This window comes from Streptomyces virginiae, assembly GCF_041432505.1.
In the GTDB taxonomy this organism is placed as follows: Bacteria; Actinomycetota; Actinomycetes; order Streptomycetales; family Streptomycetaceae; genus Streptomyces; species Streptomyces virginiae_A.
The window spans coordinates 4,065,621-4,079,327 of sequence record NZ_CP107871.1; the positions used below are offsets into that span (position 1 = coordinate 4,065,621).

Consider the following 13,707-nt stretch of genomic DNA (forward strand, 5'->3'; position numbering starts at 1 on the left):
TCCACATCGGGCTCCCGACCGGGGTCCCGAATTTGTATGGCCGCTCAACAATCTCCCTCATTGGACTAGACCTTTCCCCGCCGAGCACGCGAGACTGTCTCTGTGAAATCCGTGAAACACGTCATCGCCCTCGATGTGGGCGGCACCGGGATGAAGGCCGCCCTCGTCGCCGACGACGGCACCCTGCTCCACGAGGCGCGCCGGGCCACCGGCCGCGAGCGGGGCCCCGACGCCGTCGTCGAGACGATCCAGGACTTCGCCGCCGAGCTGCTCGACACCGGCCGGGAACGCTTCGGACGGTCCGCATCGGCCGCCGGCGTCGCCGTCCCGGGCATCGTCGACGCCGAGAACGGCATCGCCGTCTACGCGGCGAACCTGGGCTGGCGCGACGTACCGATGCGCGCCCTGCTCGGCGGACGCCTCGGGGGCATCCCCGTGGCCCTCGGCCACGACGTGCGCACGGGCGGACTCGCCGAGGGTCGCATCGGCGCCGGCCGGGGCGCCGACCGCTTCCTGTTCGTCCCCCTCGGCACCGGCATCGCCGGAGCCATCGGCATCGCCGGCCGCATCGAGGCAGGCGCCCACGGCTACGCGGGCGAGATCGGGCACATCGTGGTCCGCCCGGGCGGCCCCGCATGCGGCTGCGGCCAGCGCGGCTGCCTGGAGACCCTCGCCTCCGCCGCGGCCGTCAGCCGCGCCTGGGCGGCCGCCTCCGGCGACCCGGAGGCCGACGCCGCCGACTGCGCCGAGGCCGTCGCCTCCGGGGACACACGCGCCCAGGAGGTCTGGCTGGCCGCCGTCGGGGCCCTCGCCGACGGACTGGTCACCGCCATCACCCTGCTGGACCCCCGCACGCTGATCATCGGTGGCGGGCTCGCGGAGGCCGGGGAAACCTTGTTCACACCACTACGGACGGCCGTGGAGGAGCGCGTGACGTTCCAGCGGCTCCCCCACATCGTGCCGGCGGCCCTCGGGGACACCGCCGGATGCCTGGGCGCAGGGCTGCTCGCCTGGGACCTACTCGCCACGGAGGTACCGGCCTGATGTCCGGAAGCGCACACAGCACTGTTCTTTCGGGCGCCAGGGTGGTGCTGCCCACCGGAACGGTGGCGGGCGGCAGGGTCATCGTCGACGGCGACCGGATCGCCGGCAGCGCCCACGAGGGCGCCGAGGTCGTCGACCTGTCCGGGCACTGGATCGTCCCCGGCTTCGTCGACATGCACAACCACGGTGGCGGTGGCGCCTCGTTCACCTCCGGCACCGCCGAGGACGTCCTGAAGGGCGTCCGCACCCACCGCGAGCACGGCACCACCACCCTGGTCGCCTCCACCGTCACCGGCGACCTGGACGAACTGGCCCGCCGCGCCGCCCTGCTCGCCGAGCTGACGCAGGCGGGCGAGATCGCCGGCATCCACTTCGAGGGGCCGTTCATCAACCCCTGCCGCAAGGGTGCGCACAAGGAGGACCTGCTGCGCGACCCCGACCCGGCCGAGGTGCGCAAGCTGATCGACGCCGCGCACGGCGCCGCCCGCATGTTCACCCTCGCCACCGAACTGCCGGGCGGCCTGGACTCCGTACGACTGCTCGCCGAGCACGGGGTCATCGCGGCGATCGGCCACACGGACGCCACCTACGAGCAGACGCGCGCGGCCATCGACGCGGGCGCGACCGTGGCCACCCACCTCTTCAACGCGATGCCGCCCCTCGCCCACCGCGAACCCGGCCCGATCGCCGCGCTGCTGGAGGACGAGCGGATCACCGTCGAACTCATCAACGACGGCACCCACCTGCACCCGGCGGCCCTGGAACTGGCCTTCCACCACGCGGGCGCGCACCGCGTCGCGCTGATCACCGACGCGATGGACGCGGCCGGCTTCGGCGACGGGACCTACCACCTCGGCCCGTTGGAGGTCGAGGTCAAGCACGGTGTGGCCCGCCTGGTGGAGGGCGGCTCCATCGCCGGCTCCACGCTGACCCTGGACACCGCCTTCAAGCGCTCGGTGACCCTCGACAAGCTGCCCGTGGAGTCCGTGGTCCAGGCGATCTCCGCCAACCCGGCCAAGCTGATCGGCCTGTACGACGAGATCGGCTCGCTGGAGCCCGGCAAGTACGCGGACCTCGTCGTGCTGGACGCCGCGTTCGACCTGAAGGGCGTCATGCGGCGCGGCGAATGGATCGTCAACCCGGCCTCCTGACCACCGATCTGACGGCCGAGCGGCCGCACACAGGGAAAACGGCCGGCCCCAGGACTGGGCCGACCGCCGTGTGTTTGGCATGATCCCGGCAGCATCAGACCCGGGAGTGCCCATGATCCTTACCGTGACGCTCAACACCGCGCTCGACGTCACGTACCAAGTGCCGCGCCTGCTCCCGCACGCCTCGCACCGGGTCTCCGCCGTCACCGAACGCGCCGGCGGCAAGGGGATCAACGTCGCCCACGTCCTGGCCGCCCTCGGCCACGAGGTCACCGCGACCGGCTTCGCGGGCGGCCCGATCGGCTCCGTCGTACGGGGGCTGCTCGCACACTCCCCCGGGGTGGTCGACGCCCTGGTGCCCTGCTCCGGCAACACCCGCCGCACGGTCGCGGTGGCCGACGCGACCTCCGGCGACACCACGCAGTTCAACGAGCCGGGCCCGCCGATCACCGCCGCGGAGTGGTCCCGGTTCCTCGCGCACTACGAGGACCTGGTGCGCGGCGCCCGCGCCGTCGCCCTGTGCGGCAGCCTCCCGCCCGGCGTGCCGGTGGGCGCGTACGCGCTGCTCGTACGGTCGGCCCGGGCCGCCGGGGTGCCCGTCCTCCTGGACACCAGTGGCGAGGCCCTGCGCCGCGGTGTCGCCGCCCGCCCGGAGATCATCAAGCCGAACGCCGTCGAACTGGCCGAGCTCACCGGATCCCGCGACCCGCTGCCCGCCACCCGCGACGCCCGCCGCCGGGGCGCCCACGCGGTGGTCACCTCGCTCGGCCCGGACGGCCTGCTGGCCGCCACCGCCGAGGGCGCCTGGCAGGCGGCCCCGCCACGCCGCCTGTCCGGCAACCCCACCGGAGCCGGGGACTCCGCGGTCGCCGGCCTGCTGTCCGCGCTCGCGGAGGGCCTGGACTGGCCGGAACGCCTCAGCCGCGCCGTCGCCCTCTCGGCGGCCACGGTCCTCGCCCCGACGGCAGGAGCGTTCGACCTCGGTGTCTACGAGGAGCTTCGGGGCGCCGTCTGCGCCACGGGAGTGGCGATTCCCTGATCGTGCGTCAATCTGTCGCGGTGCGGCGCTGATCGACGCCGTCGGCGCCGGTGTCGTCTTCGTGCCCGGGTACGGGTCCGGAGCTACGCACCACCACTGTGGGCCCTGCCCGACGAGCGGCCCCGGCGTGCCGGGAGAATGCGACCCCCGCACCTGAGAGCAGGTACGGGGGTCGGTGAAGGTCGCGCGGGGAATCAGCCCTGCTCCAGCCAGAGCTGGTCGAGGACGACCTCACACTGGTTGCCCGCCTCGCATGAGATCTTGATCGTGTTGGCGCCCTGCTTGAGGTCCACCAGCGAGTAGGTGTTGGTCCAGCCCTTGGCCCAGTCGCCCGCGGCGGCCTTGGAGAAGTTCGCCATGTTGACCGGCCGGGTCTGCGCCTCGCCGTTGATGGTCAGCGTGGTGTTGGCGTCCTTGCCCGGCACCCCGTAGGTCATCTTCAGCTTGTACTTGCCCGCCTTGGGTACCTCCAGCGACCAGGTGGCCGCCGCGCCCGGCGTGTTGAGACCGCCCACGTACTGGCCGCCCTCGCTCTTCGCGCCCGGCACCGTGTTCTGCAGCATTGCACCGCCCGTGAGGGACATGCCGCTGCCGGCAAAGTCCGCCTTGGGCAGCTGAGCCTGCGACGGCTTCGCGCTCGGGGCCTGGCTGGCCGGGTTCTGGGGGGCCGCCGACTGCTGGCCGCCGCCCGTGGAGGCCTCGTCCTTGCCCTTGCCCTTGTCCTTGTCGCCGAACTGCAGGGCCGCGACGATGCCGATCACGACCACCGCGACCACGGCGACGGCCGCGATCAGCAGACCGCGCCGGCTGGATCCGCCACCGCCACGACCACCGCCGTGACCGCCCGGCTGCGCGACCGTCTGCGTCTGCTGTGCCGGAACGGCGTAGCCGCCCGCCTGGAGCGCCTCCGGAGCCTGGTACTGGGCCTGGTAGCCAGGGCCCTGCTGTTGCGGGACGGGGCCGCGCTGGCCGCCGTTCCTGCGCTCGCCGACCGTACGCACCTGGTGGTGCGAGGTGCGGGGGACGCCCGGCTGGGGACCGGGGTGACCACCGGCCGACGCGCCGGGGTAGCCGTATCCACCACCCGACAGGGGCGAGGTCGCTCCGGCCGCCTGGCCGTCCTCGTACAGGTAGCCGAACGGATCGTCGTCCTCGGGCTTGTTCGCCCCACCGTGCGGGCCGTTGTTCGCGGGCGTCGTCATCGCAGGTCACTCCTTTCGACCCACGGGAGCCTACCCCGAACACGTGCACCCACGAGCGGCAGACCGGATCATCCCGCCCGGCGATGGGCCTTCGACCGGGACCTTTTCTCGATGTACATCCGCTGGTCCGCGGAGCGCAGCACCTCGTCGGCGGACATCCCGCAGCTGGCCCAGCCGATGCCGAAACTGGCCCCGACCCGCACCGCACGGCCGTCCACCCGGATCGGCGGGATGATCGCGTTGCGCAGCCGGACCGCGAGGTCGGCGGCGTCGGCGGCACCCAGGCCGTCGGCCAGGACGACGAATTCGTCACCACCCAGCCGGGCGACGGTGTCACCGTCCCTGACGCCGGTCGTCAACCGCCGGGCGACCTCGATCAGGACCGCGTCGCCGGTGTGGTGCCCGAACCGGTCGTTGATCGACTTGAAGCCGTCGAGGTCGCAGAAGAGGACCGCGAGCCCCTTCGTCCCGTCGTCGATGTCGGTCGCGGGCGCCACCGTGTGCACGTGGTGGTCGTACGGACCGTCCGAGGGGGCGGGCGGTGCTCCGGGGAATTCGAAGGGGTCGGCCCCGGGGTACCGGTCGGGGCCGTCGACCTGAAACCCGTGCTCACCGGCACCACCCGCCTCCGCCCCCACCGGGTGCCCGTCGTGTCCGGCGTGCGCCGCGTGGCCGCCGTGCGCCGCGTGGCCGTCGTATCCGTCCCGCCCTTCGAAGGCCGCGTCCAGCGCCTCGATGGCGCTGGCCCGTACGGACTGTGGCCTACGGCACAGCCGGGCGCCGAGTCGGGCCCGCAGTTCGGCGCTGTTGGGCAGGCCGGTCAGCGAGTCGTGGCTGGCCCGGTGGGCGAGCTGGAGCTCGTGCCGCTTGCGCTCCTCGATGTCCTCGACGTGCGTGAGCAGGAACCGGGGCCCGTCGGCGGCGTCGGCGACGACGGAGTTGCGCAGCGAGACCCATACATACGTGCCGTCGCGGCGGCCCAGGCGCAGCTCGGCCCGGCCGCCCTCGGCGGAGGTGCGCAGCAGGGTGCCGATGTCCTCGGGGTGGACCAGGTCGGAGAAGGAGTAGCGGCGCAGGACGGAGGCGGGCCGGCCGAGCAGCCGGCACAGCGCGTCGTTGGTCCGCAGCAGCCGGCCGTGCTGGTCCCCGCCCATCTCGGCGATGGCCATACCGCTGGGCGCGTACTCGAAGGCCTGGCGGAACGACTCTTCACTGGCCCGCAGCGCCTGCTGCTCGCGCTCCAGCCGGACGAGGGCGCGCTGCATGTTCGCCCGGAGCCTGGCATTGCTGATCGCAATCGCCGCCTGGAAGGCGTACATCTGCAGTGCTTCGCGGCCCCAGGCGCCGGGCCGGCGGCCGTTGCGCGGTCTGTCCACCGAAATGACACCCAGAAGTTCCCCGCCGGACGCATACATGGGGGCGTAGAGCCGGTCCTCGGGGTGCCACTCGTCCTCGAACCGCGGATCGGGGCCGTCGGTGTGCCACTGGGGGACGTCGTCCTCCATGAGGACCCAGCCCTCGGTGTGCGGGATGAACCTGAGCCCGTCCCAGTTCTCACCCATCGTCAGGCGGCGTTCCCAGGAGGCGCGGGAGCCGACGCGGCCGGTGATGAGGGCCTCCGCGGCGGGGTCGCCGGCGAAGGCGGCGACGACGAGATCACCGTCCGGGCGAACGAGGTTGACACAGGCGAGTTCGTAGCCGAGGCCCACGACGATGCCGTCCACGACGGTCTGCAGAGTGTCCGCCAGGCTCCGGGCCGTATTGAGCTCGGCCACCACCCGGTGCAGCTGCCGCAGGGTCGCAAGACGGACGTACGGCTCCGACTCGGTCTCCATTGCTCGCTCTCCCCGAGACCTCGACAGCAACTCCAGGTTTGTCATCGGCGTTTCGTTGCGGTGTCCCGTCCACTGAATCACAGTGAGCTGTGCGGCAGGTACACAGGGTCAACAAATCTTGCCCTCTGTGACTCAAGTCACATCAGGTGAATATCGGTGCGCTGTGGGGTCGTGCACGACTGGGAGCGCTCCCTCCCATTTCCGAGAGCAAACGATACGCCCGGGCCTAGGCCAAGGGGCGGGGACGCGACTCGGACCAAGGCCCGATGTGCGACGCGGAAGGGCGAGATTAGCGTTTCACCGTGCTGAAGACGACCCCCGTACCCACCGCGTCCCACGTAACCCCCCATGCTGAGGGAGTGAGCAATGACGAGTTCCGGGCCGCGATGTCCCGGCTGGCGGCGGGCGTGTGCCTGATCACCGCGCACGAGCCCCCGCTGACGGCGAACGGCCCGCGCGGCGAGGACGTCGGCATGACGGCGACCGCCTTCATGTCCGTGTCCCTGGACCCGCCGCTGGTCCTGGTGAGCCTGCGCGAGGGCTCCCGGATGGACGACCTGCTCGCGGAACAGCCCCTGTGGGCGGTGTCGGTCCTCGCCGACCACCAGCTGCAGGTGGCGGGCCGTTTCGCGATGAAGGGCCGGATCAGCGACCGGCTGCTCTTCGCCGACCTTCCCCACGTACGCGGCGAGGCCTCCGGCGCACCCCTGCTGAGCGGCGCGCTGGCCACCTTGGAATGCCGTACGGAGAACCGCGTCGAGGCGGGCGACCACACCCTGGTCGTCGGCCGGGTCCTGACGGCCGGCCTGCCGTCCCCGGACGGGCAGCCGCTCACGTACTTCCGCGGGCGCTACCGGCACCTGGGCTCGTAGGGCCCGTGGGGCTGCCAGGGCGGGTAGGACGCGTAAGACGGGCACGGTCGGAGGCTACCAGTCCCGGCCCGTGCGGCCCCGCTTGGTCTCGGCCCGCGCCTTCTTCTCCCGCAGCCGGCGCTCGTTGATCCCGCGCGGGATCTTCGTCGCCCGGCGCTGCTTCGGCGGCGGCGCCGTCGCCTCGGCCAGCAACGAGGCCAGCCGGACCAGCGCCATCTCCCGGTTGCGCAGCTGCGAGCGGTGCTCGGAGGCCCGTACGGTCACGACCCCGTCCACCAGCTTGCCCGCGAGCCGCTCCAGCGCCCGCTCCTTCCACACCTCGGGCAGCGCCTTGGTGGCCGCCAGGTCGAACAGCAGCTCCGCGCGCGAGTCCGAGGTGTTCACGTGCTGACCGCCGGGCCCCGAGGAACGCGAGAACCGCCAGGCGAGCTCTCCCTCGGGGAGCACGACCGAACCGCGGATGACATAGGGACCAGGCATGCCCCTATGATCCGCCCCCGCCCCGGCCGCCGTCACCCGTATTTACCGCCCCGCGCGTACGGCTCGCCGAGATTCGCCGTCACGGACAATTCACGACGGGAACCCGACCGGCCTCTCGTCGCGTTATAGGGGGCAGCGGTAGTTTGACCGCCTGTACGTGCATGTTGGATGAGGAAAGGGACATTCCCATGGCTGTCAGCCTGTCCAAGGGCGGCAACGTCTCGCTCTCGAAGGAGGCCCCGGGCCTCACTGCCGTCACGGTCGGCCTCGGCTGGGACGTCCGTACGACGACCGGTGTCGACTTCGACCTCGACGCCTCGGCGATCGCGGTCAACCCGACGGGCAAGGTCGTCTCCGACGGCCACTTCGTCTTCTTCAACAACAAGTCCACCCCGGACCAGACCATCGTCCACACCGGTGACAACCGCACCGGCGAGGGCGCGGGCGACGACGAGGCCATCAACGTCAACCTCGCCGGCCTGCCGGCCGACGTGGACAAGATCGTCTTCCCGGTCTCGATCTACGACGCCGAGGCCCGCAGCCAGAACTTCGGCCAGGTCCGCAACGCGTACATCCGCGTCGTGAACCAGGCCGGCGGCGCCGAGATCGCCCGCTACGACCTCTCCGAGGACGCGGCCACCGAGACCGCCATGGTCTTCGGCGAGCTCTACCGCAACGGCGCCGAGTGGAAGTTCCGCGCGGTCGGCCAGGGTTACGCCTCCGGCCTCACCGGCATCGCGCAGGACTTCGGCGTCAACGTCTGAGTCCCAGGACCGCGAGGTCCGGCACCCGCCGGACACCAGCGCGGGCGAATCCCCCTCCCGGCCGTCCGGGGAGGGGGTTTCGCTACCGTTCGACAGGTGATCCTGCAACCGCTCGTCCCCGTCGACGGCGCCCTTCCCGGCCCGGTGCTCACCGAGATCGCCGCCCTCTACGCGACGAACCACGCCTTCTTCGAACTCAGCGGCGACTTCCCCGACCCGAACCGCATCACGGTCGAACAGGTCGCCGAAGCACTCGCCGGCGAACTCGCCCACGACAGCGCCGAGGTGCTCCTCGCCCGGTCCGCCGGCCGCCTCGTCGGGCTGGCAGCCACGCTCGCGCGGGCACCCGCCGCCGACGACCCGGACCCGTGGATCGGCCTGCTGCTCATCGACGCCACCGCGCACCGCGAGGGACACGGCCGCGCCGTGGCCACCCTGGTCGAGGACCGCTTCCGCGCCGCCGGACGCACGGGCGTACGGATCGCCGTACTCGACAACAACCCCGAGGCCCTCGCCTTCTGGCAGTCCCAGGGGTACCTCCCCCTGCGCCGGGCCAAGGACCGCGAGATGGGCCGCGACTGCACCGTGCTGCGCAAACCGCTCGAAGCCCCGTAGCGGGTCCCTGTCACGGAACCTGTCGCGGAACCCGTCGCGGAGACCCCGTCCCTACGCGGGGCGAGCCTTCCCGTACAACCACACGTCCCAGACCTTCTTCAGGTCCCGCCCCGTCTTCTCCTCGGCGTAGGCGGTGAAGTCGGCCGTGCTCGCGTTCTTGTGGCGATGGTCTTCGGCCCAACCACGCACCAGGGCGAAGAACTTCTCGTCGCCCACCTCCTGCCGCATCCGGTGCAGGACCATCGCGCCGCGGTAGTACACCGGGTGCGCGGAGATGTCCTTCGGCCCGGGCGGGTCGGCCGGCGGGAACGCCGCCCAGTCGCCGTCGGCCTCCTCGTCGACGTCCGTGTCACCGGTCCGGAAGGCATCGAAGTGCTCCTGCGCCGTGGGCCCGCCGTGGTCCTCGGCCCACAGCCACTCGGCGTAGGTCGCGAAACCCTCGTTGAGCCACATGTCCTTCCACGACTTCGGCGACACCGAATCGCCGAACCACTGGTGCGCGAGCTCGTGCACGACGAGCTCCTCGCTCGGCGCACCGGGGTAGACGGGCCGGCCCTGGGTCTCCAGCGCGTAGCCGAGCGTCCCGGCGGGCAGTACGATCGCACCCGCCGAGGCGAAGGGATACGGGCCGAACCGGCCGCTGCCCCACTCCACGATCTCCGGCATCCGCGCGAGCGCACCGCCACCGGCCACGTCCTCACCGGGCGCCACCGCGCTGTAGAGGCCGACCCCCGACGGCGTCCGCCCGGTCGTCACCTTGTACCGCCCGATGGCGGCGGTCGCCAGATAGCTCGCCATCGGCTCCGGGCTGTGCCACGCGAACACCGTCCGCCCGTCCGTCCCCTCGACGCGGGAACGCAGCTCGCCGTTCGACACCGCCTCGTAGCCGCGCGGAACGGTGAGCGTGATGTCGTACGTGGCCTTGTCACTGGGGTGGTGGTTGCCGGGGAACCAGGTCATCGAACCGAGCGGCTCGCCGACCGCGACCGCGCCGTCCCGCAGGGTGATCCAGCCCTCCTCGGAGCCGTCCGGATCCGCGAGGGGCTTCGGCTTCCCGCTGTACTCGACCTCCGTACGGAAGACCTCGCCCTTCTCCAGGTCCTCGGCGGGGCGCACCGTCAGCTCGTTGCCGGTCCGGTTGTACCGGGCCCCCTCGCCCTGGACGGTCACGCCCTCGACCTTCAGACCGCTGAAGTCCAGGTTGAAGGAGCTGAGCCCCTGCTCGGCGCGGGCGGTGATCACGGCCGTACCGCGCAGCTGCCCGTCGGCGGGGTCGTAGTCCAGGTCCAGCGCGTAGTGGTCGACCTGGTAGCCGCCGTTCCCGGCCCGAGGGAAGTACGGATCACGCAGCCCCGACGCACCCGGCCGCCCCTGCACCGTGTCTCCCGTACACCCCGTGGTGAGGGCGAGCAGGGCGGCGACGGCGGGGGCGGCGAAGCGGGAGAGCGCGCGGAGTTCCACGCACTCGATCCTAGGCGGCCGGGCTCCGCGGGCTACTTGCCGAGCGCGTCCACGCCCGCCTTGGCGAACTTCTCGTCCAGGTCACCGCTCGGGGCACCGGCCACACCGATACCGGCGACGGGCGCGCCGTTCGCCTGCACCGGGGTGCCACCGCCGAGGAAGAGGGTGCCGGGGATGTCCTTCAGGTTCGGGGTCTGGGCGAGGCGGCCCACGAGCACCGAGGTCGGCGCGTTCCAGGACACGGCGGTGAAGGCCTTGCGCTGCGCCGAGTCGTAGGACTGCGGACCCGCGCCGTCGCCGCGCAGGGTGACGATGGTGTTGCCGTTGCGGTCGACGACGGCGACCGTCACCTTCTGGTTCTCCGACTCGGCGGCCTTCAGCGCGGCCTGGGCGGCGCGGGTCGCGGCATCGACGGTGAGGTGCGTCGTCGTGGTGAAGTTCTTGTCGGCCGGCCCGTCCTTCTTCGAGGAGACCGAGGCGACGGACGCCGCGGCGACGTCGGAGGCGGGGGTCGCGCTGGCGCTCACGGCACCGAAGGCTCCGGCGCCCAGGGCGACGGCGAGGGCGGTACCGGTGAGAACGCGGGTGCGGGTGTTCATCTCTGCTCCTGAGAACGGTGGCACGGTGGCACGGGGTCGGCATCGGGTCGGTCCGGGCCGGTCGGACCGGCTCCTTCACTGCTCCAAGCCTCGGCCCGAAACCCCCCACCCCCCGTCCCCGTACCGGCTCGCCCCACCCACCGCACCGGCTGACCCGGGGGTCATCCGATCGGTCGATGCGCATCGCCTCCGGCGCGGAAAGAATCAGCCCCGCCGGCGTTTGAGGCGCGGGGTCCGGGGCGGCGCCCCGGCAACGGCGCCGCGGGCGACAATGAACGCGAACCCGCACATCAGGAGCAACCGGTGAGCCACCCCGCCCCGCCGCGCGACGACACCCGCACGCTGACCACCGTCGCCCACACCGCGTTCTTCCTGCTCCTCGGCGCCTCCGTGGTCCGCTTCCTGCTCCGCCACCCCGGCGAACCCCGCACCCCGTGGATCATCGCCCTCAGCGTCACCCTGGCCCTGCTCTACGTCCTCGGCCCCGCCCTCGGCGCCGCCCCCACCGCCCGGCGGCTCCTGTGGCTCGGCCTGGTCGTCACCACCTGGACGGTCCTCGTCGTCCTCGCGCCGAGCTTCGCCTGGTGCGCCGTACCGCTGTTCTTCACCGCCCTGCGCACCCTCCCCCCGCGCGCCGCCGTCGTCCTCGTGGCCCTCCTCACCACCTTCGTGGTGATCGCCCAGCTCCAGCTGGCCAAGTCCTTCGACCCCAACCTCCTCCTCGCCCCGCCCGCCGTCGCCGCCCTCGCCACCGCCGTCTTCGTCCACATGGAGCGCCAGGCCCAGGCCCAGCGCACCCTCATCGACGACCTGATCCGCACCCGCCGCGAGCTGGCCGCCACCGAACGCCGCGAAGGCACCCTCGCCGAACGGCAGCGGCTGTCCATGGAGATCCACGACACCCTCGCCCAGAACCTGTCCAGCCAGCAGATGCTGCTCCAAGCCGCGGACCGCACCTGGGACAGCGACCCGGCCACCGCCCGCGCGCACGTCCGTACCGCCACCGGCATCGCCGCGCACGGCCTCGCCGAAGCCCGCCGGCTCGTCCACGACCTGGCCCCCTCCGAGCTCGCCGACGGCGCCGGCCTCGCCGAAGCCCTGCGCTCCCTCGACGCCGGCCCGGACATCGAGGTCCGCTTCCACCTCGAAGGCACCCCCGCCCCACTCCCCGACCGCGTCCAGTCCGCCCTGCTGCGCATAGCCCAGGGCGCGCTGGCCAACGTCCGCGAGCACTCCGGCGCCCGTACGGCCGCACTCACCCTGAGCTTCCTGGGCGACCAGGTCGTCCTGGACATCGCCGACGACGGCCACGGCTTCACCGAGCCCCGCACCGACACGGCCGGACGCGGCCACGGCCTCCCGGCCATGCGGGCCCGCGTCCGCCAGCTCGGCGGCACCCTGACGATCGAATCCACGCCGGGCGAGGGCACCGTCCTCTCCGCGGCCATCCCCCTGGAGCCGGCCCCATGACCACGATCCTCCTCTGCGACGACCACGTCGTGGTCCGCGCCGGACTCCTGGCCCTGCTCGGCAGCGAACCCGACATCGAGGTCCTCGGCGAGGCGGGCAGCGGCGAGGAAGCCGTCGCCCTCGCCGCGAAACTCCACCCCGACGTGGTCCTGATGGACCTCCAGCTGGGCGAGGGCATCGACGGCGTCGAAGCCACCCGCCGCATCACCGCCCTCCCCCGCCCCCCGCACGTCCTGGTCCTGACCACCTACGACACCGACGCGGACATCACCCGCGCGATCGGCGCGGGCGCCACCGGCTACCTCCTCAAGGCCGAACGCCCGGAGGAACTCTTCGCCGCCATCCACTCCGCGGCCCAAGGCCGCACCACCCTGTCCGCGCCGGTCGCCAGCCGGGTCATGGCCCACATGCGCGGCACCCGCCCCACCCTCACCGACCGCGAACTCGACATCCTCGGCCAGCTGGCCCGCGGCCTGGGCAACCGAGACATCGCCCGCGCCCTGTTCATCAGCGAGGCCACCGTCAAGACCCACCTGGGCCGCATCTACGACAAGCTCGGCGTCGACACCCGCGCGGGCGCCGTCTCCGTCGCCAAGGAACAGCGCCTCCTGCCCTGACACCGGAGGTGAACGGCCCCGATACCCGTGACACCATCAGCTACGTGCTCGACATCGGCTACTCCCTCTCCCGGCGTTTCCCGGACCCCCCGCAGACCGACTACCGCTCCGCGGACGTCCACACCCTGCGGCACGACCTGTTCTGCGGGGACGTGTACCTCGCCGACACCACCGCGGACCGGGAAGTGTCCACAGCCTGGGGATGGGTGCCCGTACTGGACTTCGCCTGGGCGCTGTGCGACATCGTCGAGCAGCTCGACAAGGACCCCCGCGGCAACCGCTCCGCCAACCGGCAGTACGCCGAGCTCGACTTCACCGAGTCCACGGACCGGATGCTCTTCGAGCGCCGCTTCGGGTGGGTCGACGTCGAGGCCGACTGGATGCCGGCCGAGGAGGCCCCGCTGACCTTCAGCCACCGCCTGCTGCGCCGCGAGGCCCGCGACTTCCTGCACGACGTCATCGCGGACCTGATCGACATGCACGACGGCCTCGCCGACAACCCGGCCATCTGGACCCTCCAGGCCCGCTTCCCCCGCGTCCCGGCGTAGCCCGACCGGG

The 13,707-nt window shown here is 72.3% G+C and carries 14 protein-coding genes; 9 read left to right on the forward strand and 5 right to left on the reverse strand.

Annotated features, from left to right (window positions below; genetic code table 11):
- Positions 1–111 precede the first annotated feature (111 nt).
- From OG624_RS18910 to OG624_RS18920, 3 genes are all read left to right on the forward strand, one after another.
- A complete protein-coding gene (locus OG624_RS18910; protein ID WP_033223618.1) occupies positions 112–1,044 on the forward strand; it encodes an ROK family protein in 933 nt (310 codons plus the stop codon).
- Positions 1,044–2,195 (forward strand): N-acetylglucosamine-6-phosphate deacetylase, encoded by a 1,152-nt coding sequence (gene nagA / locus OG624_RS18915; RefSeq protein ID WP_033223617.1) that lies wholly within the window; start codon positions 1,044–1,046, stop codon positions 2,193–2,195. The genes OG624_RS18910 and nagA overlap by 1 nt, the downstream gene beginning before the upstream one ends.
- A 112-nt stretch (positions 2,196–2,307) precedes the next feature.
- Positions 2,308–3,234: a 1-phosphofructokinase family hexose kinase gene (locus OG624_RS18920; RefSeq protein ID WP_371639617.1), complete on the forward strand. Its 927-nt coding sequence runs from the start codon at positions 2,308–2,310 to the stop codon at positions 3,232–3,234.
- A gap of 194 nt (positions 3,235–3,428) precedes the next feature.
- Here the strand turns inward: OG624_RS18920 and OG624_RS18925 are convergent, their stop codons facing one another.
- Both OG624_RS18925 and cdgB read right to left on the reverse strand, forming a co-directional pair.
- The gene (locus OG624_RS18925) at positions 3,429–4,436 is read right to left on the reverse strand and encodes a CBM35 domain-containing protein (protein WP_033223614.1); all 1,008 of its coding nucleotides are present in this window, start codon (positions 4,434–4,436) and stop codon (positions 3,429–3,431) included.
- 68 nt (positions 4,437–4,504) lie between these two features.
- Positions 4,505–6,271, reverse strand: a complete 1,767-nt coding sequence (gene cdgB / locus OG624_RS18930; protein ID WP_266352295.1) for a diguanylate cyclase CdgB — start codon at positions 6,269–6,271, stop codon at positions 4,505–4,507.
- Between the two features lie 302 nt (positions 6,272–6,573).
- On the opposite strand from cdgB, the gene OG624_RS18935 reads away from it, so the two are divergent.
- A complete protein-coding gene (locus OG624_RS18935) occupies positions 6,574–7,143 on the forward strand; it encodes a flavin reductase family protein (protein WP_244290882.1) in 570 nt (189 codons plus the stop codon).
- A 54-nt stretch (positions 7,144–7,197) separates the two neighbouring features.
- On the opposite strand, the gene arfB is transcribed toward OG624_RS18935, so the two are convergent.
- A complete protein-coding gene (arfB, locus tag OG624_RS18940) occupies positions 7,198–7,623 on the reverse strand; it encodes an alternative ribosome rescue aminoacyl-tRNA hydrolase ArfB (RefSeq protein WP_033223611.1) in 426 nt (141 codons plus the stop codon).
- Positions 7,624–7,811: 188 nt separating this feature from the next.
- On the opposite strand from arfB, the gene OG624_RS18945 reads away from it, so the two are divergent.
- Together OG624_RS18945 and OG624_RS18950 are read left to right on the forward strand one after the other, a co-directional pair.
- A complete protein-coding gene (locus tag OG624_RS18945) occupies positions 7,812–8,387 on the forward strand; it encodes a TerD family protein (RefSeq protein ID WP_033223609.1) in 576 nt (191 codons plus the stop codon).
- A gap of 96 nt (positions 8,388–8,483) precedes the next feature.
- Positions 8,484–9,002, forward strand: coding sequence for a GNAT family N-acetyltransferase (locus OG624_RS18950; protein ID WP_033223608.1), 519 nt, complete (start codon positions 8,484–8,486; stop codon positions 9,000–9,002).
- A gap of 51 nt (positions 9,003–9,053) precedes the next feature.
- On the opposite strand, the gene OG624_RS18955 is transcribed toward OG624_RS18950, so the two are convergent.
- Entirely contained in the window at positions 9,054–10,463 is a 1,410-nt protein-coding gene (locus OG624_RS18955; protein WP_371639618.1) for a M1 family metallopeptidase, read from the reverse strand.
- A gap of 32 nt (positions 10,464–10,495) precedes the next feature.
- Entirely contained in the window at positions 10,496–11,062 is a 567-nt protein-coding gene (locus OG624_RS18960) for a GlcG/HbpS family heme-binding protein (RefSeq protein WP_033223605.1), read from the reverse strand.
- Positions 11,063–11,365: 303 nt separating this feature from the next.
- Between OG624_RS18960 and OG624_RS18965 the strand changes: the two genes are divergently transcribed.
- Genes OG624_RS18965 through OG624_RS18975 form a run of 3 tightly spaced genes read left to right on the forward strand, consistent with a single transcriptional unit; the run spans position 11,366 to position 13,697 of the window.
- Positions 11,366–12,532: a sensor histidine kinase gene (locus OG624_RS18965; protein WP_033223603.1), complete on the forward strand. Its 1,167-nt coding sequence runs from the start codon at positions 11,366–11,368 to the stop codon at positions 12,530–12,532.
- Positions 12,529–13,149, forward strand: coding sequence for a response regulator (locus OG624_RS18970; RefSeq protein WP_030009243.1), 621 nt, complete (start codon positions 12,529–12,531; stop codon positions 13,147–13,149). Before OG624_RS18965 ends, OG624_RS18970 begins: the two co-directional genes overlap by 4 nt.
- Before the next feature lie 44 nt (positions 13,150–13,193).
- Positions 13,194–13,697: a hypothetical protein gene (locus OG624_RS18975; RefSeq protein WP_033223714.1), complete on the forward strand. Its 504-nt coding sequence runs from the start codon at positions 13,194–13,196 to the stop codon at positions 13,695–13,697.
- Positions 13,698–13,707: the final 10 nt, after the last annotated feature.

Coding starts and splice junctions, on each gene's coding strand:
- OG624_RS18925 (WP_033223614.1), bottom strand. CDS start 4,436: ATGACGACGCCCGCGAACAACGGCCCGCACGGTGGGGCGAACAAGCCC.
- OG624_RS18970 (WP_030009243.1), top strand. CDS start 12,529: ATGACCACGATCCTCCTCTGCGACGACCACGTCGTGGTCCGCGCCGGA.
- nagA (WP_033223617.1), top strand. CDS start 1,044: ATGTCCGGAAGCGCACACAGCACTGTTCTTTCGGGCGCCAGGGTGGTG.
- OG624_RS18920 (WP_371639617.1), top strand. CDS start 2,308: ATGATCCTTACCGTGACGCTCAACACCGCGCTCGACGTCACGTACCAA.
- OG624_RS18960 (WP_033223605.1), bottom strand. CDS start 11,062: ATGAACACCCGCACCCGCGTTCTCACCGGTACCGCCCTCGCCGTCGCC.
- cdgB (WP_266352295.1), bottom strand. CDS start 6,271: ATGGAGACCGAGTCGGAGCCGTACGTCCGTCTTGCGACCCTGCGGCAG.
- arfB (WP_033223611.1), bottom strand. CDS start 7,623: ATGCCTGGTCCCTATGTCATCCGCGGTTCGGTCGTGCTCCCCGAGGGA.
- OG624_RS18945 (WP_033223609.1), top strand. CDS start 7,812: ATGGCTGTCAGCCTGTCCAAGGGCGGCAACGTCTCGCTCTCGAAGGAG.